Source organism: Paenibacillus sp. FSL H8-0260, from assembly GCF_045040625.1.
GTDB classification, from domain to species: Bacteria; Bacillota; Bacilli; order Paenibacillales; family Paenibacillaceae; genus Paenibacillus_AQ; species Paenibacillus_AQ odorifer.
This window is the reverse complement of record NZ_CP150298.1, coordinates 6,827,416-6,850,142: the sequence shown is the minus strand read 5'-3', so window position 1 is coordinate 6,850,142 and position 22,727 is coordinate 6,827,416. Positions and strand designations below refer to the sequence as shown.

19 protein-coding genes are annotated in these 22,727 nt (G+C 45.3%); 18 read left to right on the top strand and 1 reads right to left on the bottom strand.

The window, feature by feature from the left end; genetic code table 11:
- Positions 1-3 precede the first annotated feature (3 nt).
- The 11 genes from MHI51_RS30410 to MHI51_RS30360 all read left to right on the top strand — a co-directional run bounded on the left by MHI51_RS30410 (position 4) and on the right by MHI51_RS30360 (position 13,654).
- Entirely contained in the window at positions 4-2,010 is a 2,007-nt protein-coding gene (locus MHI51_RS30410) for a DHH family phosphoesterase (RefSeq protein ID WP_076124313.1), read from the top strand.
- Positions 2,007-2,453 (top strand): 50S ribosomal protein L9, encoded by a 447-nt coding sequence (gene rplI / locus MHI51_RS30405; RefSeq protein WP_036677804.1) that lies wholly within the window; start codon positions 2,007-2,009, stop codon positions 2,451-2,453. Before MHI51_RS30410 ends, rplI begins: the two co-directional genes overlap by 4 nt.
- A gap of 1 nt (position 2,454) precedes the next feature.
- Positions 2,455-3,816, top strand: coding sequence for a replicative DNA helicase (gene dnaB, locus MHI51_RS30400; RefSeq protein WP_036677807.1), 1,362 nt, complete (start codon positions 2,455-2,457; stop codon positions 3,814-3,816).
- 211 nt (positions 3,817-4,027) lie between these two features.
- A complete protein-coding gene (locus MHI51_RS30395) occupies positions 4,028-5,314 on the top strand; it encodes an adenylosuccinate synthase (RefSeq protein WP_076105178.1) in 1,287 nt (428 codons plus the stop codon).
- A 190-nt stretch (positions 5,315-5,504) separates the two neighbouring features.
- Complete coding sequence (locus MHI51_RS30390; RefSeq protein ID WP_076124311.1) at positions 5,505-6,149, top strand: hypothetical protein; 645 nt, start codon at positions 5,505-5,507, stop codon at positions 6,147-6,149.
- A gap of 316 nt (positions 6,150-6,465) precedes the next feature.
- Positions 6,466-8,013, top strand: a complete 1,548-nt coding sequence (locus tag MHI51_RS30385; RefSeq protein WP_076219260.1) for a M23 family metallopeptidase — start codon at positions 6,466-6,468, stop codon at positions 8,011-8,013.
- Between the two features lie 191 nt (positions 8,014-8,204).
- Positions 8,205-8,936: a response regulator YycF gene (gene yycF / locus MHI51_RS30380; protein WP_076124308.1), complete on the top strand. Its 732-nt coding sequence runs from the start codon at positions 8,205-8,207 to the stop codon at positions 8,934-8,936.
- A complete protein-coding gene (gene walK, locus MHI51_RS30375; protein WP_036677817.1) occupies positions 8,936-10,765 on the top strand; it encodes a cell wall metabolism sensor histidine kinase WalK in 1,830 nt (609 codons plus the stop codon). Before yycF ends, walK begins: the two co-directional genes overlap by 1 nt.
- The gene (locus MHI51_RS30370; protein WP_076124306.1) at positions 10,762-12,054 is read left to right on the top strand and encodes a YycH family regulatory protein; all 1,293 of its coding nucleotides are present in this window, start codon (positions 10,762-10,764) and stop codon (positions 12,052-12,054) included. Before walK ends, MHI51_RS30370 begins: the two co-directional genes overlap by 4 nt.
- 38 nt (positions 12,055-12,092) lie before the next feature.
- Positions 12,093-12,833: a two-component system regulatory protein YycI gene (yycI, locus tag MHI51_RS30365; protein ID WP_036677823.1), complete on the top strand. Its 741-nt coding sequence runs from the start codon at positions 12,093-12,095 to the stop codon at positions 12,831-12,833.
- 14 nt (positions 12,834-12,847) lie between these two features.
- Positions 12,848-13,654, top strand: a complete 807-nt coding sequence (locus tag MHI51_RS30360) for an MBL fold metallo-hydrolase (RefSeq protein ID WP_036677825.1) — start codon at positions 12,848-12,850, stop codon at positions 13,652-13,654.
- Here the strand turns inward: MHI51_RS30360 and MHI51_RS30355 are convergent.
- Entirely contained in the window at positions 13,623-13,829 is a 207-nt protein-coding gene (locus MHI51_RS30355) for a hypothetical protein (protein ID WP_036677826.1), read from the bottom strand. The two genes, MHI51_RS30360 and MHI51_RS30355, sit on opposite strands and share 32 nt — an antisense overlap.
- 388 nt (positions 13,830-14,217) lie before the next feature.
- Between MHI51_RS30355 and MHI51_RS30350 the strand changes: the two genes are divergently transcribed.
- The 7 genes from MHI51_RS30350 to cydC all read left to right on the top strand — a co-directional run bounded on the left by MHI51_RS30350 (position 14,218) and on the right by cydC (position 22,548).
- Positions 14,218-15,465, top strand: a complete 1,248-nt coding sequence (locus MHI51_RS30350; RefSeq protein WP_076124305.1) for a S1C family serine protease — start codon at positions 14,218-14,220, stop codon at positions 15,463-15,465.
- 419 nt (positions 15,466-15,884) lie between these two features.
- Positions 15,885-16,085 (top strand): cold-shock protein, encoded by a 201-nt coding sequence (locus MHI51_RS30345; RefSeq protein ID WP_019914582.1) that lies wholly within the window; start codon positions 15,885-15,887, stop codon positions 16,083-16,085.
- Between the two features lie 92 nt (positions 16,086-16,177).
- A complete protein-coding gene (locus MHI51_RS30340; RefSeq protein WP_036677829.1) occupies positions 16,178-16,405 on the top strand; it encodes a cold-shock protein in 228 nt (75 codons plus the stop codon).
- Positions 16,406-16,627: 222 nt separating this feature from the next.
- Positions 16,628-18,031 carry a cytochrome ubiquinol oxidase subunit I gene (locus tag MHI51_RS30335; protein WP_076124303.1) on the top strand — a complete coding sequence of 468 codons (1,404 nt, stop codon included), beginning with the start codon at positions 16,628-16,630 and terminating at the stop codon, positions 18,029-18,031.
- Positions 18,018-19,034: a cytochrome d ubiquinol oxidase subunit II gene (cydB, locus tag MHI51_RS30330; RefSeq protein ID WP_076191480.1), complete on the top strand. Its 1,017-nt coding sequence runs from the start codon at positions 18,018-18,020 to the stop codon at positions 19,032-19,034. The genes MHI51_RS30335 and cydB overlap by 14 nt, the downstream gene beginning before the upstream one ends.
- On the top strand, positions 19,034-20,800 hold the full coding sequence (gene cydD, locus MHI51_RS30325; protein WP_076219261.1) for a thiol reductant ABC exporter subunit CydD: 1,767 nt from the start codon (positions 19,034-19,036) through the stop codon (positions 20,798-20,800). The genes cydB and cydD overlap by 1 nt, the downstream gene beginning before the upstream one ends.
- Positions 20,797-22,548: a thiol reductant ABC exporter subunit CydC gene (gene cydC, locus MHI51_RS30320; RefSeq protein ID WP_341004185.1), complete on the top strand. Its 1,752-nt coding sequence runs from the start codon at positions 20,797-20,799 to the stop codon at positions 22,546-22,548. Before cydD ends, cydC begins: the two co-directional genes overlap by 4 nt.
- The last annotated feature ends 179 nt before the right edge of the window (positions 22,549-22,727 follow it).

The following is a 22,727-nucleotide window of genomic DNA, read 5'->3' as shown; positions in this document are numbered from 1 at the left end:
TTCATGCCTAAATTTCTGCAAAGACGCTGGCACGGCTATCATACCGTATGGGCGTTCATGCTGCTGTTGGTCCTTATTATAATTGTCAGTGTTTATAACTGGGCGCTTGGGGTCGCCGGCCTGTTTCTCTCAGGTACTTTATGCTTCTATATGTTGAAAGCGGAGATCTCGTTCCGCCGTAATCTGGTGGAATATATTAATGGGCTATCTTTCCGCATTAAGCGGGTAGAGGGCGAAGCAGTCAGCATGCTGCCGCTTGGAATCATTCTGTTTAGCGAGGATCGAACGGTGGAATGGAATAACCGCTATGCCGGCGATATTTTCGCACGCAAGTCTTTAGTCGGGGAATCACTGCAAGAATTATTGCCTGATATGCAGTCTTTTTTCACAGGTGCTGCAGCGGGTAAGCGGGAGGTCGCCAAAGAAGGTGTGCTCCATGACACCCGTCTTGAGATCACCGTGGATGAACGATTTTATCAAGCTGTCATTATTCCGAGTGAGCGTATTCTTTACTTGTATGATATCACTGAGCTTGTGGTGTTACGTGAGCGGTATGAGGATGAGAAGCTGGCGATCGGCATAGTGATGATGGATAACCTGGATGAATCTGCTCAAGGGATGGATGATCAACAGCGAACCTCGCTGATTGCTAAGGTGACGAGTGAAATCACTGAATGGAGTAAGCAGTTTGAGGTTTATCTGCGGCGGTTGTCCTCGGAACGTTATCTAATGCTGCTTAATCATCGTAGCCTGCAAGCGTTGGAAGAGAGCCGCTTCGTGATTCTAGATGAAGTCAGAGAAATGACTGCTGATCTTAAGGTACCCATGACACTGAGTATTGGTCTGGCCTTTGGCGCAGACTCTGCAAGTGAATTAGGGGCATTGGCCCAATCCAGTCTAGATATGGCGCTTGGCCGAGGTGGTGATCAGGCGGCTGTAAAAGCAGGCCAACGGTTATCCTTCTACGGTGGCAAGAGTAATGCTGCTGAGAAGCGTACCCGAGTGCGGGCGCGGGTCATTGCGCATGCTTTGCGGGATCTGATGCAGGAGAGCGATCGTGTGCTGATCCTCGGTCATCGGACACCGGATATCGACGCTGTGGGTGCTGCAATCGGCCTGTTAAGGGCTGCGCAGATGTATAATGTAGAGGCTAGCATTGTGATGGAGACTCCTAATCCATCGATAACTAACATGATGGAGCAGATTCGTAAGGACGATGAATTGTATAAGTCATTCATCACAACGGAGCAATCCCTACAGATCATGACAGAGCATACCCTGCTAATTGTTGTGGATACACATAAGGCGTCTATGACGATGGAGCCGCGGTTAGTGCAATATGCCAGCAGAATTGTAGTGGTGGATCATCACCGCAGAGGTGAAGAGTTCATTAACGATGCTGTATTGGTGTATTTGGAGCCATACGCTTCATCGACTTGTGAGCTGGTGACAGAGCTGCTTCAGTATATTCATGAGAAGGTAAAGATCAGTCCGCTGGATGCTACAATGTTGTTAGCGGGGATCACGGTGGATACGAAGCATTTTGCGCTTCATACGGGGTCGCGTACCTTTGAGGCCGCAGGCTTCCTGCGCCGGAATGGTGCCGATACCGTACTTATTCAGCGCATGCTCAAGGAGGATTTACAGGAGTATATTTCCAAAGCCGAAATTATCAAACATGCGCGGATGGTGTATGACCAAATCGCGCTCGTAGTTACGGCACCAGGCATGAAAATTCCGCAGCTTCTTATTGCTCAGACTGCGGACACGCTGCTTGGGATGACCAACGTAGTCGCTTCATTCGTCATCAGCGAGCGGCCTGACGGCCTGATTGGCATTAGTGCCCGATCACTAGGACGTATGAATGTACAGGTCGTGATGGAGAAATTAGGCGGCGGAGGGCATCTGTCCAATGCCGCGGTACAGCTTGAAGGAACATGTAAAGAAGCAGAAGCCAGATTACTGCAGGTGCTGGCTGAAATCGAATCGAAAGAGGGGTTATTCGAATGAAGGTCATATTCATAAAAGATGTTAAGGGTCAAGGTAAAAAAGGTCAGGTTAAAGAGGTATCCGAAGGTTATGCTTCTAACTTCTTATTGCCACGTGGATTGGTTCGTCCGGCAACGGAAGGTAACGTGAAGACGCTGGAGAATCAAGCGGCTGCTGAACAACGCCGTAAAGATAACGAAAAAGAAGAAGCACAGCAATTGGGTAAGAAGCTTGACGAGCTAACACTGACAATGAAAGCAAAATCAGGTGAAGGCGGACGTTTATTCGGTGCTATTACAAGCAAACAGATTGCTGAGACACTGGCTTCCACCAAAGGAATTACTATTGATAAGCGCAAGATTGAATTAGGTGAGCCAATTCGCCATATAGGAGTATTTCAAGTAAGCGTAAAATTGCATACTGAAGTAAAGGCCACACTTAAGGTTGAGGTAACGGAGGAGTAACATGGGTGGAGATCTCTTTTTCGATCGGGTTCCCCCGCAGAATCTTGAAGCCGAGCAGGCGGTAATTGGTGCGGTTCTGTTGCAGGATGAAGCGCTCATTACTGCAATGGAACGGGTGAATACCGAAGACTTCTACGATAAAGCGCATCAAATGATTTTTGAGGCGATGGTGCAGCTCGGAGAAGAGAGCCAGCCGATTGATCTTGTTACACTTACGTCCAGACTGCAGGACAAAGGAGAGCTTGAAGATATTGGTGGGGTTAGCTACTTAGCTAAGCTGGCGCATGCCGTGCCTACTGCTGCTAACGTAGAATACTACGCCCAGATTATCGAAGAGAAAGCCATGCTGCGCCGTTTGATTCGCACAGCCACGCAAATTGTGAGCGAAGGTTATACTGGCGGTGAAGATGTAGCCGATATGCTGAGTGATGCAGAGCGGCGCATTCTTGAAATCTCCAACCGGCGGAGCGGCAGTGGATTTATTGCGATCCGCGATGTCTTGATGGAAGTGTTCGACAAGGTTGAGTTGCTTCATCAAAATAAGGGGGGTACCTCAGGTATCCCAACCGGATTTGTGGATTTAGATCATATGACTAACGGATTCCAACGTAACGATCTGATCATTGTTGCGGCTCGTCCATCTGTTGGTAAGACTGCATTCGCCCTGAATATTGCACAGAACGTGGCAGTACGCGCTAAAGAAACTGTTGCGATATTCAGTCTGGAAATGTCAGCGCCACAGCTGGTACAGCGGATGATTTGTGCTGAAGCCAACTTAGATGCCAATATTATGCGTACCGGTGACTTCAAGAGTGATGATGATTGGTCCAAGCTGACGATGGGTATTCAGTCTCTATCTGAAGCGGAGATTTATATCGACGATACACCAGGTATCACGGTAACCGATATTCGTGCAAAGTGCCGGAGACTGAAGAAGGAAAAAGGACTTGGCATGATCGTCATCGACTACTTGCAGCTCATTCAGGGCCGCGGTAAAGGCGGAGAGAACCGTCAGCAGGAAGTATCGGATATATCTCGTACACTGAAGCAGATTGCTCGTGAGCTAGATGTGCCGGTTATTGCCCTGTCGCAGTTAAGCCGGGGTGTAGAGCAGCGCCAGGATAAACGTCCAATGATGAGTGACTTGCGTGAATCGGGTTCTATCGAGCAGGATGCCGATATTGTTGCGTTTCTGTATCGTGATGATTATTACAATGCGGATACGGAGAAGAAGAATATTATTGAGATCATTATAGCTAAACAGCGTAATGGTCCCGTAGGCACGGTAGAACTGGTCTTTCTTAAAAATTTCAACAAGTTCGTTAACTACGAGCGAGCACATGCGGAACCATTTGCTGGTTAAACCTGACATGTATAATTCCCGAACGATTGCACATTTCTTTGTGTAATCGTTCGTTTTATTTGACTTTGAAAAAAACCGCTGTTACACTGAGAATTGTCCTTTAGCGGGTTAAATCTGCTTGGCGTCCGGAGGGCCACGTACATAAGAATGACGTATAGGGTCCATATTATGAAAAATAATGGTGCTAAGTAGCACCTACGGAGGAATGAACATGTCAACGGTAGTCGTCGTGGGAACACAATGGGGAGACGAAGGTAAAGGGAAAATCACTGACTTTCTAGCGGAAAGTGCAGATGTGGTCGCCCGTTATCAAGGGGGCAATAATGCCGGTCACACGATTCTGATTGACGGTGAGAAGTTTAAGCTCAGCTTGATCCCTTCGGGTGTATTTTATAAAGAGAAAACTTGTGTAATTGGTAACGGAATGGTTATTAATCCGGCTGCCTTGATCCAAGAAATTAATTATATTCACGAGAACGGTTTTGATACTAAGAACTTAGTGATCAGTGATCGTGCTCATGTCATTATGCCATACCATATGGTGCTGGATGCTCTCGAAGAAGACCGTAAGGGTCCGAACAAGATTGGTACTACACGTAAAGGTATCGGTCCTTGTTATATGGATAAGGCAGCACGCAACGGTATCCGTATTGCTGACTTGATGGACGCTGAGGAATTCGAACTGAGACTCCGCCCCTTGATGCAAGAGAAGAACCAAGTGATTACACAGGTCTATGGTGCCGAAGCTCTTAACGTAGAAGAGATTCTGACTCAATACCTGGAATATGCAGAAGTGCTGCGTAATTATGTAACAGACACCTCTGTTATTCTTAATGATGCCATTGATGCGGATCGCAAAGTGTTGTTTGAAGGTGCGCAAGGAGTAATGCTTGATATCGATCAAGGCACGTATCCGTTTGTTACTTCATCCAACCCATCTGCCGGTGGGGTGTGCATAGGTTCTGGTGTGGGACCGTCCAAAATCAAACAGGTTATTGGGGTTGCAAAAGCCTATACCACTCGTGTTGGAGATGGCCCGTTCCCTACAGAGCTGAATGATGCAACAGGTGATTATATCCGTGAAACAGGTCATGAATATGGCACAGTTACCGGACGTGCACGCCGTGTAGGCTGGTTCGACAGTGTAGTTGTGAGTCACGCTCGTCGTGTAAGTGGAATCACAGGGCTATCTCTTAACTCGCTGGATGTACTTAGCGGACTTGAGACTGTGAAGATCTGCACAGGCTACAAATACCGTGGTGAGGTAATTACTCATTACCCTGCTAGCCTCAAAATGCTGGCAGAATGTGAAGCGGTATATGAGGAGCTTCCAGGCTGGAGCGAAGATATTACTTCTGCAAAAACGTTGGATGATCTTCCAGCAAATACACGCAGATATGTTGAACGTGTATCTGAGCTTACAGGTATTCCGATTGCTATCTTCTCAGTGGGTCGTAACCGTGAGCAGACGAATCAAGTATTGCCAATTTATATCTAAAACCTAGTTATACTAAGGAGCCTCGTTAGAGGCTCTTTTTTTTGTTCTGAGGACTATCTCTCTCTCTTTTGGTGCCTAGATTTATACCTAGACGTTTCCCAAGGCCGGTTCTAGTCAATACTGGATGTATAGAAGAACATGTACATGATCTACCAGATAGACTTGAACATAGGTGAGAGGAGAAATGAAGATGAAGATCGTGAAGCGTGCACTTAGCGTATGTCTGATTGTGGTACTTGCCAGCACTCTTTCAATTCTAACAACGGGCGTGGTTGTAAATGCTTATATTCAGTCGGTACTGGCTAGCTTCGATATTAAAGTGAATACTCCCGGTCCGGGATTTGGGGGAATGATTCGGAGCATCATTGGCATGGATAACAAATCTGACTCGGATACAGCCAATAAAGAAGTAACCACAGGGAGTACAGTTAGCAAGGAGACCGACAAAAGCACGGATTCGCCAGCTAAAGGCAAGGGCGAGCCCGTAGATGATAATACTCCGACTGATGCCTTACCAGTTATGGGGCAAGTTACAACCGAAAGTTCAGCTGATAACGGAAGTGGAAGTGTTGGTGACCAACAATTAGTAATGACACCTGAGGCACTCAGTGACTTCAAAGATAATCTTCCATCGGAAGAGAAGGTAAATATATTCAATATTTTGATGTCCAAACTACCACAGGATGAGATGGCAAAAATTTCAACAGCGATGGAGGATGGATTAACAGAAGATGAGGTTAAAGAGCTGCAACAGGTAATTGCAAAATATGTTGATGCAGACGAATATGAGAGCATAATGAAAATGCTTACACCAACTACACAATCTACGCAATAGCTTTTATAATTGTCACTTTATAGACACAAGAAAAAGGTTAAAATTTCATATTTGCGCAAAAAACCCGCGTATTTGGCGGGTTTTTTGTCATGTCTAAAGTTGAAATTTTTCTCTAAGCTATGGTACAGTAAACAAGGACCTCAAGAGGTTAAATTTTTGTAACCTCCTTAACAACCTTTTTATAGGTTCATTAGAAGCAGGAATTAAGCACTAGTATACGCAGAAATTTACATGGACGTAATCTATATAATCGAGGTCGTACAATTAGCTTGGCCGCTTTTGTCGGAAGTAAAAGCGGACTGAAAGGGAGAGTTTCATGAAGGGATTTAAGTTCATGCGTCGGATGAGCAAGCTGCAGGATGGACATCCAGCAGAATCCGAGGCGAATGTTCAACAGAGCCACAATTTCGATCACGACTCCAAACACTTTCAACAAGAGAAAGGTACTCGCAGATTTCGGCGTGCTTGGATTTTGGGATCTGTCGGCCTTGTGCTTCTAGCTACGGTGTTGGTTGGAGCAGAGAAAAAGTATGTAGCCGCTAACACGGTTACCTATTATCAAGTGTTGGTGAAGGGTGAAGAAGTCGGAAGACTTACCGATCAAACGCAGCTTAACCAGCTATACGAGAAGAAACAACGAGAATATCAGGAGAAATATCCGAATTCAACCATGGTGCTGCAAACAGAGGGCATAACAATAGAAGAGCAGAAGGCATACAAGCCAGAAGTTGATAGTGAGGCGACACTTACTAAACTAGATGGAATGCTGAAAGCTTATGCGGTAGGCGTGCAATTGATGGTAGATGGCAAGGCCGTTGGCATAGTTAAGGATCAGGAAACTGCTAATGCTGTGCTCGAAGGGGTAAAAAATCATTATGTCCCACAAGCAGAAGTAGCAACGACGGCTAGTAAGCTAACAAGAACGGCTGCTTCCAGCTCATCTGCTGCAAAAGCGAAGGCTCCAGAGCAAGTAGAGTCGGTAGAGATTAGTGAAGATATTTCTATCGTTCCTATCAAAGCAGATCCTAATAAAGTGTTGGATGTGGAAGCAGCGGTCCAGACACTTACTGAAGGTAAAGAGGCGCCTCTTCTTTATACCGTTCAAGAGGGTGATACGATTTCGGGGATTGCCAAACGGTTTGAAATCACCCAAAAAGAGATTTATAGTAACAACCCTAACGTGAAAGAGCTGACGTTGAAGATTGGAGATACACTGAAGCTGAAGGTACCCCAACCAGATGTTACAGTAGTAACTGTGGAAAAAGTGACTGAGCAGATAGTGACTGAGCCGGAAGTGGTTGTGCGTTCGAGCGATCAGCTAGCGGCAGGCAAAAGCAAAGTGGTTCGTCCAGGACAAACTGGACTTAAAGAAATGGAGTATCGGGTAACAAAGGAAAATGGCACGGTTGTTCAAGAAGAATGGTTAGGCCAGACCGTTATAAAAGCCTCGCTGCCAGAAGTTGTTTATCGGGGAACGAAGGTTGTTGGTGAAGGAACAGGCATGTTCAGTTGGCCGGTAAGCGGGGCGACACTGACAAGTAGCTTCGGTGAGCGTTGGAGCCGTGCCCATAAGGGTATTGATATGGTATCTAGCAATCGGAATATAAAAGCTTCTGATGCCGGGACCGTAATCTTTGCAGGGGTGCAGAATGGATACGGGAATGTAGTTATTGTGGATCATCGCAACGGATACCAGACCTATTATGGTCATTTAAAAAGCATCTCGGTTTCTACAGGCCAACGCTTGGAGCAGGGTGGCAAGATTGGCGTAATGGGCAGCACCGGACGTTCGACGGGTACACATCTGCATTTTGAGATTCGGAAGAATGGCACTGCTGTAAATCCAATGAAGTATTTGCAATAATTCATACTTAATCCTTTAACTGCTCGATTTTAATCGGGCGGTTTTTATTTTTTTTAATCTACGAGTGACGGCAAAGCCGTTTCTTTTTGCTGGGCAGGGGGATTGCTTATTTCGTAGGATGTGACGGTTAGACAGGTATGTTAAAATAAAGGAATGATCATTAAGTAAGGATAGGAAGGTGAAGCTGGGACATGCAGATGGGAACGATTCTGGTAGTAGATGATGAACAGCCTATTGCTGATATATTGAAATTTAATTTAGAAAAAGAAGGCTACGAGGTTATTTGTGCTTTTGATGGCAACAGCGCAGTGGAGCTGGCATTGTCCAAAAGGCCCGATCTTATGCTGCTTGATCTTATGCTGCCCGGCAAAGATGGCATGGACGTCTGCCGCGAGGTGCGTTCTGCGCACTTGGACATTCCTATCATTATGCTTACAGCCAAGGACGGAGAGATTGATAAGGTACTTGGCCTGGAGCTTGGTGCTGATGACTATGTGACCAAACCTTTTAGTACACGTGAATTGCTGGCCCGAGTTAAAGCCCAGATGCGGAGACAGCATAAACCGTCACCACAGGGGATGGCGAGTGAACCAGCAGAGAATAAGCAGGGCATTTATCATTTTGATCTGTTTATAGATACAGATATGTATATGGTCTATAAGGGCGGGGAGCCGCTTGACTTGACCCATCGTGAATATGAGCTACTCTACTATATGATCAAACATGCCGGTAAGGTGATGACTCGGGAGCATTTGCTGCAGGCAGTGTGGGGATTTGAGTATTTCGGTGATGTGCGGACCGTTGACGTGACGATCCGTCGTCTAAGAGAGAAAATTGAGGAGAACCCCAGCAAGCCCGAATATATTTATACTCGGCGTGGACTTGGCTATTTGATGCATAGCCCTAAAAATGGAGGACTGTGATGAAGTGGCGGTCCTTTATCCGGACAATTCAGGCAAAACTTATTATTATTTACGTGTTGCTGATTCTGATAGCTATGCAGTTGATCGGGGTTTATTTTGTGAGCTCGATGAAGAACTCGTTAACAGATAATTTCACCAAGGACCTTAAAGCACGTGCTGAGATGTTGTCTATCCTGACTGCTGATAAATTTGGTAGTGAGGCTGGAACGGCTGATGAGGAAACGGCTGTGGAGAGTCTGCGCGGGATGGTCAATAATCTGTACATTAACGGGGCCGAGATTCAGGTACTGGATGCCAGCGGCAAAATCATCACCACTTCTGTTCCCTCGCAGAATGACTATGTCGGGCAGCGTAACACCCAGACAGTTGTGAATCGGGCCTTGCAGGGCATCAGTGATAACGAGGAATATATTATTGCGGATGATAATGTGCGGAAAAAGGTTGTGGCTAAGCCTGTGCTCTCGGGGGACAAGGTAGTGGGCGCAATCTATATTGCTGCTGACATGAAGGATCTATACGCCACGATGGGCCGGATCAATAGTGTATTTATCTCAGGTTTGCTGTTAGCTCTAGCGTTAACGGTTGTTTTATGCGTCATTCTGGCGCACACTATCACGCAGCCTATTAAGGAAATGACGAGGCATGCTACGGCGGTCGCTGAAGGCCGATTCAATCGTAAAATGCCCGTATTGGGCAATGATGAAATTGGACAACTCAGTCAGGCGTTCAATTATATGACCGGTAGATTGCGGGAAGCACTCTCGCAGAATGAAGAGGAGAAGGAGAAGCTTACCTCTATTCTGACGAACATGAGTGATGGTGTTGTGGCTACAGATGAGAACGGAGTAGTGATTCTGATGAATCGGCGGGCAGCGTTGATGCTCGGAAATGAAGGTCCGTTGCCGGAAGGCGCTCCTCTAGATAAACTGTTGGGCTTAGATTACGAACAAAGCGGATCCCTGGCTAAAGGCAATGCCCAATCTGCAATGCTTCATCTGACCCATATGGGTGGAGAAGATTCTAATATTGTAAGAGTGACGTTTACTCCGATTCATCGTCGTGAGGGTGGCATTGCCGGCACAATTGCTGTGCTGCAGGATGTCACCGAACAGGAGAATCTGGAGGAATCACGCCGGGAGTTCGTGGCGAACGTTTCGCATGAGCTAAGAACACCACTTACCACTATTAAAAGCTATGTTGAAGCACTGGATGATGGAGCACTTGAAGATCCGCAGCTGGCGGTTCGGTTTGTTGGGGTGATTCGCAACGAAACGGAACGGATGATTCGTCTGGTTACGGATTTACTGCATCTTTCCCGTCTGGATTCCAAGGAAGCTCTTCTTCGAATTCAGCAGACGGATATTACCGAGATGCTGGAGGATGTGGCGGATCGTTTTTCTTTTCAAATTCGGCAAAAGCGTATCGATATCAGTACAAGGGTCCGCAAAGATGTTACTACGGCGTGGCTTGATCGTGATCAAATCGACCAGGTCTTGGGGAATTTGGTCTCCAATGCGCTAAAATATACGCCAGAAGGCGGTACAATTGAATTGGAAGCGTTGAAGAATGAGGATGGAATGCTCTCCATTTCTGTACGTGATTCGGGGATAGGGATTCCGAAAAAAGATATCGAGCGGATCTTCGAACGATTTTATCGCGTGGATAAGGCACGTTCGCGGAACATGGGAGGCACTGGACTTGGCCTTTCCATTGCCCGGGAAATTGTGAAGGCACATGGAGGCTCCATTTCCCTGCAATCCGAGCTAAATGAAGGTTCAAAGGTAACCTTTACCCTGCCTTTGAACGAGCAAAGGGGGAGTGAGGCGTGAAGGAACGAATCAAATCATGCATTCTAGCCTTGCTCGTGCTCGGAAGCCTGGTTGAAAGCTATTATTTGATCTACCGCTTGCCTGGTGCTGATTCTGCGGTGCTTTCTGAGAACCTGTATGTGAAGACAGATAATATGGGTCCGGAAGAGAAGGTAGAGAACCTGTTATACCCTGACAAAATGATCATCCATATGGGGGAAGGCAAGCATACGCTTTTTTATCCGGACTCTACGTTCTATAGCTTGATCATGAATCGCTTAAAAGGTCGTGGCTTTGAAAGCTTTCAGCGGCACTCGGTACAGGATTATGATTGGGATAAGATCCGCAATGAGAATCCTGGGATTGAGCTTTCGTTCGGAGCGGGCATTCCGGTAACGTTATTGCAGCGGGTGATGCAGTTATCGCCAGATTCCCTTTTTGAAGGAGAAAGCATCGATCGCATTTGGATCTATAACATTAAGAACGATTCCAAGGCCCATGCTATTTTCTTCAGTACGAGAGGCGACATCATATACGAAGCGGCAAAAGCGGATTTAACGGTTCAGGATGTGCAGCAGCATGTTGATTTCGGTAAGAATTGGACGCCTTACAAGACCGTAAGCGGGGATTATTATGTGCCAGACAGTAAGATTTCTCTGGTTCAGGTAGACATGCCTTCCGGGATGTACACCATAGAGCAAATGCAGAGTAATCTTTTCTTCGATGTTGGAAGTACTAGATATATCCGGGAGAAAAACGGCTCGGAGATTTATACGGACAGCAAACGAAGCCTTCAGGTGGACCAGGGTAAGAACTGGATGAGCTATAGCGACCCTGCGGCTCTTCCAGCTGGAGAAAGTACCCCTGCCAAGGATGCTTTGGAAGCTGTAGAATTTGTGAACCAGCATGGCGGATGGAATGGGACTTACCGTTTGGAGGCTACAGAGGAAGGCAGACAGGAGAGAAAGGTCTCTTTTCAACAATATTATGGCTCCTACCCGTACGGCTCCTATCCGATAATGAGCCATTCATCATTACAGTATGGTGTAATAAATCTGGAACTGCAGCAGGGAACAGTATCCTCTTATGAACGTTCTCTAATCTATATAGATGAAAGTAAGGCCGTAAAAAAGGTAGTGGAGCTATCTGGAGGTGCGGATCTGGAGTATAGGTTGTCTCTGGTCAGTAAAACTTCGGCAGTGAAGGATTTAACGCCTGCTTATGTGCCTGAGGTGAAGGAAGATCATCTGGAGCTGATACCTGTCTGGAAAGTTACACTTAGTGATGGCAGCGTGCTTACTTTGAATTAATGGGCAAGTGGTTCATATAACAATTAGGAGGTTCGGGTATGGATTGGGGAAGAGCTAAAAATGTACTGATTTGCGCCTTTTTAGGTCTGAATCTGCTGCTATGTTACCAGCTGTGGGTCGATTTGCGCGATCAGGTTAGTGCTAATCTTGATTTTACTTCCCTGTCTGCTGAGACCCAAGCCGTAATGGAGCAGAAAGGGATTCGTGTATTGTGTCCCATTCCGGCTTCTACCCCGCAGCTTCCTAACATTACTTATCGTTATTCTGCTGAAGAACAGACTGAACCACCAATTAAATTAGATGTACCTATAGACAGCAAGCTGATCTATTCTTCCTTCTCAGAGCTTAGCAAGGCGCTTGAAGATAAGATTCCTGACATTTCCAATTATCGCTTTGATTCACAGGAAAGTGAGGTTGGGAAGTTCGTTCTTCATCCGCTGGTTCAAAATCAGTGGTCGTTGTTCCGTGTTAGGCTAGAGTTGATTAACAGTGATCAAAAAATCGTAGCTTACCGCTGGCCGAAGATTGAAATAGGGACAAGCAGCAGCGATAAAGAACAGAAGGTGCTTCCAGCATCGCAAGCACTTAGTAGTTTGATAGAGAAGTATTTCCCGGCAGATTCCGTAGTGAAGGAGATTGAGCTGGGATATTACGGTGAGCTGTTCAACTCGGAAAGTCAGGTAGCTTCGCCGATGTGGCGGTTTATGCTGGAGAACGGCAATGCCTATTATGTGGATGCTATTAGTGCGGACATCATCAGTCCTAAGACAACAGAGTAGAAGGAGTAAGGAAAATGGGGATTTCATTTACAGTACTGTCCAGTGGTTCTACCGGCAATGTAACGGTGGTACGAAACGGGGAGACAACACTTATGATTGACGCAGGTTTTAGTGCCAAGCGGATCGATGAGCTGTTGGCCATGCGTGAACTAACGGGTAATGATATAGACGGGATTCTAGTTACACACGAACATTCCGATCATATCAAGGGACTCGGGGCCATGGCCCGTAAATACGATCTTCCGATTTATGCGAACACCAATACCTGGGGAGCTATCGAGAAGGGAATTGGTAAAATACCGGAGTATAACCGTATGATCATGGAGTCTGGCCAGCACAAGGATTTCGGCAGTATGCGAGTAGAATCCTTTGCGATTTCTCATGATGCAGCGGAGCCAGTGGGTTACAATTTTTATGATGGAAAAGAGAAGTTATGTGTAGCTACAGACCTGGGCTATGTTAGTGATAAGGTAAGAGATGCAATTTCAGATGCAGATGTATTGGTGCTGGAGGCGAATCATGATATCGAATTGCTGAGAATGGGACGTTATCCGTGGAATACGAAACGGCGCATCCTAGGCGACATGGGTCACCTTTCCAATGAGGCAGCTGGAGCTGCGCTTAGCGAAATTCTTACAGGGCGGACTAAACGGACCTATTTGGCGCATTTAAGCCGGGATCACAATATGATGGATTTGGCAAAAATGTCAGTACGCGGCGCAATGGAGGATCGGGGCTGTTTTTTCAAAGATAGTGAGTTCAGACTGTGTGATACGTATTATGATCAACCTACGCCATGGGATAAGCTGAGCCAGTCATAAGCTGATCAAGTTCAGCGGTCTTGCGATCTAATTCTTGGCGGGAGATTAGACCTTTTTCAATCATCAATTCGATCATTGCGCTAAAGGCAAGGGTCATGTGGTAGTGTTCATCCTTTAAGTCACCAAGCTTACCGATAAACTCGACTAAATCCATACTTGTTGAAAAAGAACTCATAATTAATCCTCCTTTAATAGTGTGAATATATAGTGTAATTAGAACTGAAAACTGTAAAAAATTCGCAGGTGTTTTAGCTGAGGAAAATCCCGAATTGCAGGTTGCCTGTGATACAATTAAAAGCGTGATGAGCAATGCTAAAATTTTAGGGACACTTCTATTTTATTGTAGTCTTTTAAGTTGCAAAATATTCCTAATAGAGAAGATATATTAAAAGATTATCATAATCTAACGATTGACCGAAACTCTTGTGGGGTTAATGGATAAAGTGAAACTTTTTAGTGATATTTGGAGTCTAATGGTTACAGAGGTTTGGTTCGGACGTGGTTGCTATAGGTTCAGGTCTTACCAACAGTGAACGCTTGGCAATAGAAGGGGGAGATTTTCGGTGGGATTGTTTGATGATGATTTCTATTCAACTAAAGTTTCGCGGTCCAGAGGGGATGAAGCATCAAAGGGATCGTTTGCTAATCGTAGACATTCTGTACGCAGATCGCGTAAGGGTTTATCTACCTGGCAAATATCCGCCGTTTGCTCCTTAGTCAGCGCTGTGGTGGCAGTTTTGTTATTCAGTATGTTTACAGGCCAGATGAGTCATGAGACTGCTCAGAAGCCGGTTGTAGCAACTGGAAATGTTGCCCCAAGCAGTAGTGATCCATTTGACCGGATTATTCAAGCTGCTGCCACGGTTCGCCCTGCAGTAGTAAGTATTATCAATCATAAAGAAGATAATGAAGAATTAAACATTCTGGATGAGTCTGCACTAGGCTCAGGAGTGATCTATAAAAAGACAGGGAATAAAGCATTTATCATTACCAATAATCATGTCATCGAAGACTCCGGTAATCTCGAAGTGGTTACAGTGAACGGAGAGACTCGTAAGGCAACACTCGTTGGAACGGATAAAGTAAGCGACATTGCGGTACTCTCTATTGATGCCAAAGGAATCGATACCATCGCGCAGCTCGGTGATTCCTCTAAGCTTCGTCTAGGTGAAACGGTCATTGCTATCGGTAATCCGCTAGGACTTGGTGATACATTGACCTCGGGGATTGTTAGCTATACTGAACGGATGGTTCCCGTATCCCTTAATCAGGATGGAGTATATGACTGGGAACAAGAAGTGATACAGACCGATGCGGCGATTAATGAAGGAAACAGTGGCGGCGCATTAGTGGATCTGGATGGCAAGGTCATTGGAATTAACACAATGAAGATTTCAGATACGGGTGTAGAGGGTCTGGGTTTTGCAATTCCTGCGAATCATGTGATAGATATCGCTAATGAGCTGGCTGAAAAAGGACATATTGCCCGTTCGTACTTGGGTGTATATTCAGTTGATTTGAACAATCCGTACGTTCCACTAGCAGAAGATCAACGCAATGAATTGAACCTGCCGAACAGTGTTAAGGATGGAGTAGTTGTTCTAGAAGCCGTTGGCCCTGCGAAGGAAGCTGGACTGCAATTCAATGATGTCATTACCAAATTTAATGATCAATCAATCATATCTACCCTTTCTCTTCGCAAGTACTTATATAATCATACGAAGATCGGTGATGATCTGAAAATTACTTACTATCGAAACGGCGAGGCCAAACAGGCAACAGTTAAACTTCTTGAAAAACCACAGGAATAATATGCTGGAAGTCGGTATATAATGATATAGCAGTTACGACAAGTAGAGCGGACTACCCCTTCGATTCCGAGGGGGTACCTTCTTGAAAAAGCGGATAAAAGTAACGTTTTTGGAAAAGCTATTTTTCTAAAACCATGATAATTATGCCAAATAAAGGATCTATTTAGGGAATAAACACTAAGTGGCAGCCCTTACATTGGAAGGTAATACTTATTAGGGCAAAAACGGATATATTCGGATGCTTGCTTGCCTTTGCTAATCAGGTGTGGTAATATGATATCAATCATACATTTAGTCCCTAATTCTCGCATTGAAAAGGGCTGTCATATTTGGTAATACAACCTTTTTCAATGTGTGAATTTTTTCTTTGTTTGAAGATAAAAAGAACATATTAATTTAAATTTGTGGAGGTAACACACATGCAAACAGGTACAGTTAAATGGTTCAACGCAGAAAAAGGATTCGGATTTATCGAAGTTGAAGGCGGAAGCGACGTATTCGTTCACTTCAGCGCAATCACTGGCGACGGCTTCAAAACTTTGGACGAAGGCCAACGCGTTGAATTCAACGTTGTTCAAGGCAACCGTGGACCACAAGCCGAAAACGTTGTAAAACTGTAATAATAGAAGAAACCGTCCCAGCTTGTGAAAGTTGGGACGGTCTTTTTATATCTAGTTACTCACTATTGACTTACAGGATGGGAGGAACGGCAATGAACTACCGGAAGAAACCTTTGGAAGAAATACCGGAAGAAAATACCGCAATTTGGGCATGTACCAATGAGGGATGCAACGGATGGATGAGGGATAATTTCGCATTTGAACATGCGCCTTCTTGCCGTCTATGTGACTCTCCAATGGTTCGCAGCACGAAGATGCTACCCCAATTGCTTAATTCGAATGGCGATCTCAAATCGCTGAAGAAGGGTATTTCCATCTAACCAATACCTAAATGAGTCAAGCATTTAATAGAACGACGAACCACTCAAGACGGGTAAACCGTCTTATTTTTTTTGCTTTCTTTATGCTAAATTGTGATCTTTGTCACAAATCATTTGAATTTCACCGTTAAATGACTATCTTTATGTGACATTTATCACAAAAAGAAGTTTAAATTTTTGACAGAATATAATTAACGAAAAGGGGAGAAGGAAGGGACAAATATGGATACAGTAATGCTGTCGCGTGTACAATTTGCGTCGACGACAATATTCCACTATTTCTTTGTACCGGTATCAATCGGACTAGCGCTCTTGATTGCAATCATGGAGACAATGTACGTTAGAAAAGGTAATGAAGAGTACAAAAAAATGGCGCAGTTCTGGGGAAAGCTATTCCTCATCAATTTTGCAGTAGGGGTAGTTACAGGAATCTTGCAGGAATTTCAGTTCGGGATGAACTGGTCCGATTATTCACGTTTTGTTGGTGATGTATTCGGGGCTCCGCTTGCAGTTGAGGCATTGGCAGCCTTTTTTCTGGAGTCTACTTTTATTGGGATATGGATATTCGGCTGGGATAAGGTGTCCAAGCGAGTACATTTACTGTCCATCTGGCTGGTAGCATTCGGTACGATGTTATCTGCATTCTGGATTCTAGCGGCTAACTCTTTTATGCAGCATCCTGTGGGTTTTGAGATAAATAATGGACGTGCAGAAATGAATGATTTCTTCGCGCTTATTACGAACGGACAATTGCTGGTTGAATTCCCACATACAGTACTGGCTGCTTATGCAACAGGTGCTTTTCTTGTAACTGGTATTAGTGCTTATAAAATATTGAAGAAACAAGAGGTTTCTTTCTTTAAGAAGTCTTTTCAGATTGCAGCCATCGTAGGGATTATTTCTTCTATTGGTGTAGCTGTTGCTGGTCACGCCCAAGCGCAATATTTGGTTGAAACTCAACCAATGAAAATGGCAGCTTCCGAAGGACTGTGGGGTAAGAGTGGTGACCCGGCACCTTGGACCGTATGGGCAAACATTGATCCAAAGAATCAAATTAGTAGTGGAGAATTTCAAATTCCTTATATGCTGAGTTTCCTTTCATACAGTAAATTTTCCGGTGAAGTTAAAGGTATGCTTGAGCTGCAAGCGGAGTATGAGCAAACCTATGGCCCCGGTGACTATATTCCACCTGTACGTACGACATTCTGGAGTTTCCGGATCATGGTTCTAGCAGGAACGTTAATGATTGTATTGGGAATGTACGCTATGTACTTAATGTGGCGCAAAAAAATGGACCGTCCGAACACTTGGTTTATGCGGTTTATGTTATGGGGCTTGTTGCTTCCTCCGATTGCGAATACAGCCGGTTGGGTTATGACCGAATTCGGGCGTCAGCCATGGACGGTATTCGGACTGATGACAACGGAAGACAGTGTGTCGCCTAATATTACAAGTGGTCAAGTTCTGTTCTCCGTGATTTCTTTTACAACGATTTATTTAATTCTAGGATTAGTGTTGGTCGGATTGTTTATTAAAGTGATTAAAAAAGGTCCTTATGCGATGGATAACGATCACGGCGATTCGAATGATCCATATAACGAGGAGGGTTCCCATGATATCTCTTAATGAATTGTGGTTTGTGCTGATTGCAGTTCTGTTTATAGGGTTCTTCTTCCTGGAGGGTTTCGATTTCGGCGTAGGGATGGAAACACAAATTCTCGCTAAAAATGATACAGAGCGCCGTGTTCTGATTAACTCGATCGGACCCTTCTGGGATGGGAATGAGGTATGGCTTATCACAGCTGCGGGTGCAATGTTTGCGGCTTTCCCGGAGTGGTATGCAACGCTGTTTAGTGGATTCTATATTCCTTTTGTATTTGCCTTATTAGCTTTGATAGCGCGTGGTGTCGCTTTTGAATTCAGAGGTAAACGTGATTCATTGGCTTGGAAAAGAACTTGGGATGCTTGTATCTTTATCGGCAGCTTCCTTCCACCATTCCTCTTGGCAGTAGTATTTGCAAGCTTTATCAAAGGGTTGCCTATTGATGGGGATATGCAAATGTATGCAGGGTTCACAGATATCGTGAATGTGTACACTGTAGTAGCAGGGCTTACTGTTGTCCTTCTGTGCCTGGTGCATGGTCTTATGTTCACAACGCTGCGTACAGTGGGTGATCTACAGGTTCGCGCTCGCAAGTTGGCTCAAAAATTGCTAATCCCACTCGCAGCTTTATTTACTGCTTTTGTGATTATGACTTATAATATGACGGATATTTTCGAGCAACGTGGAACGATTCTTATGATTATTGTAGCCCTGGGAGTTATCGCCTTTGTACTGTCCGGTTACTTCATGACGAAGAAGAAGGATGGCTACGCTTTTGGAATGACAGGAGCGGTAATGGCGCTTTCGGTAACTTCTATCTTTGTAGGATTGTTCCCGCGTGTTATGATTAGTTCAATTGATCAAGCTTTTAATTTGACGATCACCAATGCGGCTTCGGGCCATTACTCTTTGAAGGTAATGACGATTGTGGCACTGACTATCCTTCCGTTCGTATTGGGATATCAAATTTGGAGTTACTTTGTCTTTCATAAACGGGTTCACGAGAAGGAGCATCTTGAATACTAATGGATAAAAACTTGCTTGGGTATAAAGGAGTTAAGCCAGTCTTTCTGATTGTAGGCTTCCTTACCCTGGTGCAAAGCTTGTCCATACTTCTGCTGGCTAAATCGCTGGCAGAAGTCATCTCTGCGCTATTTGCGGGAGAACCTCTGAAGGAACAATGGGGCACTGCGCTATTGTTCCTTCTTGCATTTCTTGTGCGCCATGCTTGTGCTATGCTGATGAGCCGTGTCTCTTACCGCTTCGCGGAAGCAACGGGCAGCACTATGCGGAGGGAAATGATGGACAAGCTCTTCCAGCTTGGCCCTAGAATGGTGGGCGGGCGTGGAACCGGGGATCTTGTTACACTAGTGCTGGAAGGCGTAACTAAATTCCGCACGTATCTGGAAGCGATCATTCCTAGAATGGTAGGGATGTCTGTTACACCGATCTTGGTGCTTATTTACGTCTTTACGATGGACACTACGAGCGGGATTATTCTTACGGTAACTATGCCGATTATTATTGTTTTTATGATTTTGATTGGGATGACGGCCCGTAAGCAAATGGATCGGCAATTGAAATCGTATCGTACATTATCTAATCATTTCGTAGACTCATTACGTGGGCTAGAAACATTAAAATTTCTAGGACGCAGTCGTAGTCATAGCGACAGCATTGCTACTGTCAGCGATCGTTATCGCTCGGCGACCATGCGTACGCTGCGAGTGGCCTTTTTGTCATCGTTCGCCCTGGATTTCTTCACTATGCTGTCAGTAGCTTCTGTAGCGGTAAGTCTTGGTTTGCGGCTTGTAAATGAACAAATGACATTGGTTACGGGCTTAACGATTCTAATCTTGGCTCCGGAATATTTCCTGCCTGTCAGATTGGTAGGTTCAGATTTCCATGCTACTTTGGATGGGAAAGAAGCCGCTGAAGCAATGAAGAGCATTATAGATCAAGATGAGGTGAAGGCTGAAGTAATCGTCCCTAACGGTGATCTATCTGTCAGTTCTGCAGCAAAAACATTGGAACAAATATTCACTTGGCATGAGAATAGCGTGCTCACATTAAATGACGTTAGCGTGAAGTATGAGGAAGCAGGGCTTTCTTCGCTGGAAGCGCTGAACCTGCAATTTAAAGGAGCTAGCAAAATTGGGATTATCGGAGAGAGCGGGGCCGGTAAATCTACTTTAGTGGATATATTAGGGGGCTTCTTACACCCTACTTCAGGAAGTATCACGGTTAACGGTACTACGGTTAGTGCATTAACGGATGAGGCTTGGCGAAAACAGACCTCGTATATCCCGCAGCGTCCGTATATTTTTAGCGGTACGTTAGCTGATAATATACGTTTTTATTACCCTGAGGCTTCTATGGAGGCTGTTGCCGCGGCAGTGAAAGCTACTGGTTTATCGGGTTTGGTGGATACTCTTCCGCATGGCTTAGATGAGATGATTGGTGGCGGCGGCCGTTCGTTCAGCGGTGGCCAGGAGCAACGGGTGGCATTAGCCCGGGCACTGCTTAGCAGCCGTCCGATTATGCTTCTAGACGAGCCAACGGCGCATCTGGATATTGAAACGGAATATGAGCTGAAGGAGACGATGGTGCCCCTTTTTGAAGGAAAGCTGGTCTTTCTGGCTACCCATCGCCTGCACTGGATGCTCGATATGGACATTATTGTAGTAATGAAGCAAGGCCAAGTGGCAGAAATCGGTACCCATCAGGAGTTACTTGCCCGCAAGGGTGCGTATTATGAGTTGATTGGGTCGCAATTGGAGGGAATCCATTGAAACGTGAAGGATGGTTTGCTCCCTATGTATCGTCGTATTTTTGGCGTTTTGTGCTAATTATTGTGCTTGGGGCGTTGACGATTTTTACTGCCTCTTCATTGATGTATACTTCAGGATTTCTGATCTCAAAAGCGTCTACACCAGTCGAAAATATCCTGATGATCTACGTGCCGATTGTTGGTGTACGTACGTTCGGAACAAGCCGGGCAGTCATTCACTACGTGGAACGGCTGATTGGGCATGACACCATTTTACGGATTCTTTCTAAAATGCGTGTGCGCCTGTACAATATTTTGGAGCCACAGGCCTTGTTCCTGTCGTCGCGTTTCCGTACTGGGGATATTCTCGGGATGTTAGCTGATGACATCGAATATTTGCAAAATGTATATCTGAGAACCGTATTTCCAAGTGTTATTGCTTTATTGATCTACGGGGTTGCAGTGATTGCGTTGGGCACCTTTGATATCGGTTTTGCGTTATTAATGGCTTTGTATATTTTGGTGTTGGTCGTGGTATTGCCGCTTATATCTTTGTTGTTCACCCAGAAACGTCAACGTGAAGTGAAGGTAGAGCGTAATCGCCTCTATCAAAAGCTGACGGACGCCGTTCTCGGTATGGGCGATTGGGTCATTAGTGGACGGCAAAGCCAGTTCGTGGAGACCTATGAAGCAGATGAGAAAAAAGTGGCCAAAACTGATGCAGCGCTGCGCAGCTGGGCGCGTCTACGTGCGTTCATCGGGCAAGCAGTCGTTGGGGTTGGTGTACTTTCGATGTTATATTGGGCCGCCGGGGAGTATGCGGATGGTGCTATTGCAGGTACGTTGATTGCGGCGTTTGTCTTGGTTGTTTTTCCTGTAGCAGATGCTTTTTTGCCAGTATCCGAAGCGGTGGAGAAAATCCCGCAGTACCGTAACTCGCTGGAGCGGTTGTCTGGAGTGGTCGGAGAAGAGCAGAATATAGTTTCCGAACAGGCATCTGTAGTCGATGTTCTACCTCAGGCCATAAAAAGTGCTCATATCAAGCTCGAAAATGTGGGTTACCGCTATGGATCAGAGGATAATTGGTCGGTTCGTGATCTCAGCCTCGACATCCCACAAGGCAAAAAAATTGCCATCATCGGCCGTAGCGGGGCAGGGAAATCGACGTTGTTAAAGGCTATTCAAGGGGTTATCCAACCTTCTGCAGGTTCGGCTATGATTAATGGAATCGCGGCTGCTGCCTATGGCGATAACATTCCGTCTATTATAGCGGTGCTAAATCAAAGCCCACACTTATTTGATACTACGGTAGCGAACAATATTCGCATGGGTGATCCGAAGGCTTCCGAACAAGCGATTAAAGAAGCTGGAGCATTAGCCAAAATGGATACGCTGATCTCCTCGTTACCAGATGGATACAATACCTTTGTCCGTGAAGCAGGGCAACGTTTCTCCGGTGGAGAGCGCCAGCGGATAGCGTTAGCTCGTATTTTGCTGCAAAATACACCTGTCGTCATTCTTGACGAACCGACCGTAGGGTTGGACCCAAGCACGGAGCGTGATCTTTTGCAGACGATGTTTGAAGCTATGGACGGTAAATCTCTGATCTGGGTAACGCATCATTTGGTTGGTGCGGAGCAGATGGATGAAGTGATTTTTATGGAAAATGGCTCGGTAGAAATGCGTGGAACCCATGCAGAGCTGATGGAAAAAGAACCACGTTACCGCAGATTGTATGAGCTGGATCGTCCAGTGGAGTTTCTAGGGTAGGATGGAGAGTTTGCAGATAACATTTATAGAAATTAGAGAGATATTAGTGAAGAGATTCCTTTTGCCCGTTTGGGGTGGGAGGAATCTTTTTTTTTGGTAGGGTAAGAATATAGACAATGGATGAACAGATTGCTGGAATGGATAGATAGGAGTTCCATTTTCGTGGGAAGTATGGTAGA

What these genes read in the sequence shown, in the direction of transcription:
- MHI51_RS30385 (WP_076219260.1), top strand. Translation starts at nt 6,466, where the DNA reads ATGAAGGGATTTAAGTTCATGCGTCGGATGAGCAAGCTGCAGGATGGA.
- cydB (WP_076191480.1), top strand. Translation starts at nt 18,018, where the DNA reads ATGATATCTCTTAATGAATTGTGGTTTGTGCTGATTGCAGTTCTGTTT.
- MHI51_RS30355 (WP_036677826.1), bottom strand. Translation starts at nt 13,829, where the DNA reads ATGAGTTCTTTTTCAACAAGTATGGATTTAGTCGAGTTTATCGGTAAG.
- MHI51_RS30335 (WP_076124303.1), top strand. Translation starts at nt 16,628, where the DNA reads ATGGATACAGTAATGCTGTCGCGTGTACAATTTGCGTCGACGACAATA.
- rplI (WP_036677804.1), top strand. Translation starts at nt 2,007, where the DNA reads ATGAAGGTCATATTCATAAAAGATGTTAAGGGTCAAGGTAAAAAAGGT.
- MHI51_RS30360 (WP_036677825.1), top strand. Translation starts at nt 12,848, where the DNA reads ATGGGGATTTCATTTACAGTACTGTCCAGTGGTTCTACCGGCAATGTA.
- cydD (WP_076219261.1), top strand. Translation starts at nt 19,034, where the DNA reads ATGGATAAAAACTTGCTTGGGTATAAAGGAGTTAAGCCAGTCTTTCTG.
- MHI51_RS30345 (WP_019914582.1), top strand. Translation starts at nt 15,885, where the DNA reads ATGCAAACAGGTACAGTTAAATGGTTCAACGCAGAAAAAGGATTCGGA.
- dnaB (WP_036677807.1), top strand. Translation starts at nt 2,455, where the DNA reads ATGGGTGGAGATCTCTTTTTCGATCGGGTTCCCCCGCAGAATCTTGAA.
- MHI51_RS30410 (WP_076124313.1), top strand. Translation starts at nt 4, where the DNA reads ATGCCTAAATTTCTGCAAAGACGCTGGCACGGCTATCATACCGTATGG.
- MHI51_RS30395 (WP_076105178.1), top strand. Translation starts at nt 4,028, where the DNA reads ATGTCAACGGTAGTCGTCGTGGGAACACAATGGGGAGACGAAGGTAAA.
- yycI (WP_036677823.1), top strand. Translation starts at nt 12,093, where the DNA reads ATGGATTGGGGAAGAGCTAAAAATGTACTGATTTGCGCCTTTTTAGGT.
- yycF (WP_076124308.1), top strand. Translation starts at nt 8,205, where the DNA reads ATGCAGATGGGAACGATTCTGGTAGTAGATGATGAACAGCCTATTGCT.
- MHI51_RS30340 (WP_036677829.1), top strand. Translation starts at nt 16,178, where the DNA reads ATGAACTACCGGAAGAAACCTTTGGAAGAAATACCGGAAGAAAATACC.
- MHI51_RS30390 (WP_076124311.1), top strand. Translation starts at nt 5,505, where the DNA reads ATGAAGATCGTGAAGCGTGCACTTAGCGTATGTCTGATTGTGGTACTT.
- walK (WP_036677817.1), top strand. Translation starts at nt 8,936, where the DNA reads ATGAAGTGGCGGTCCTTTATCCGGACAATTCAGGCAAAACTTATTATT.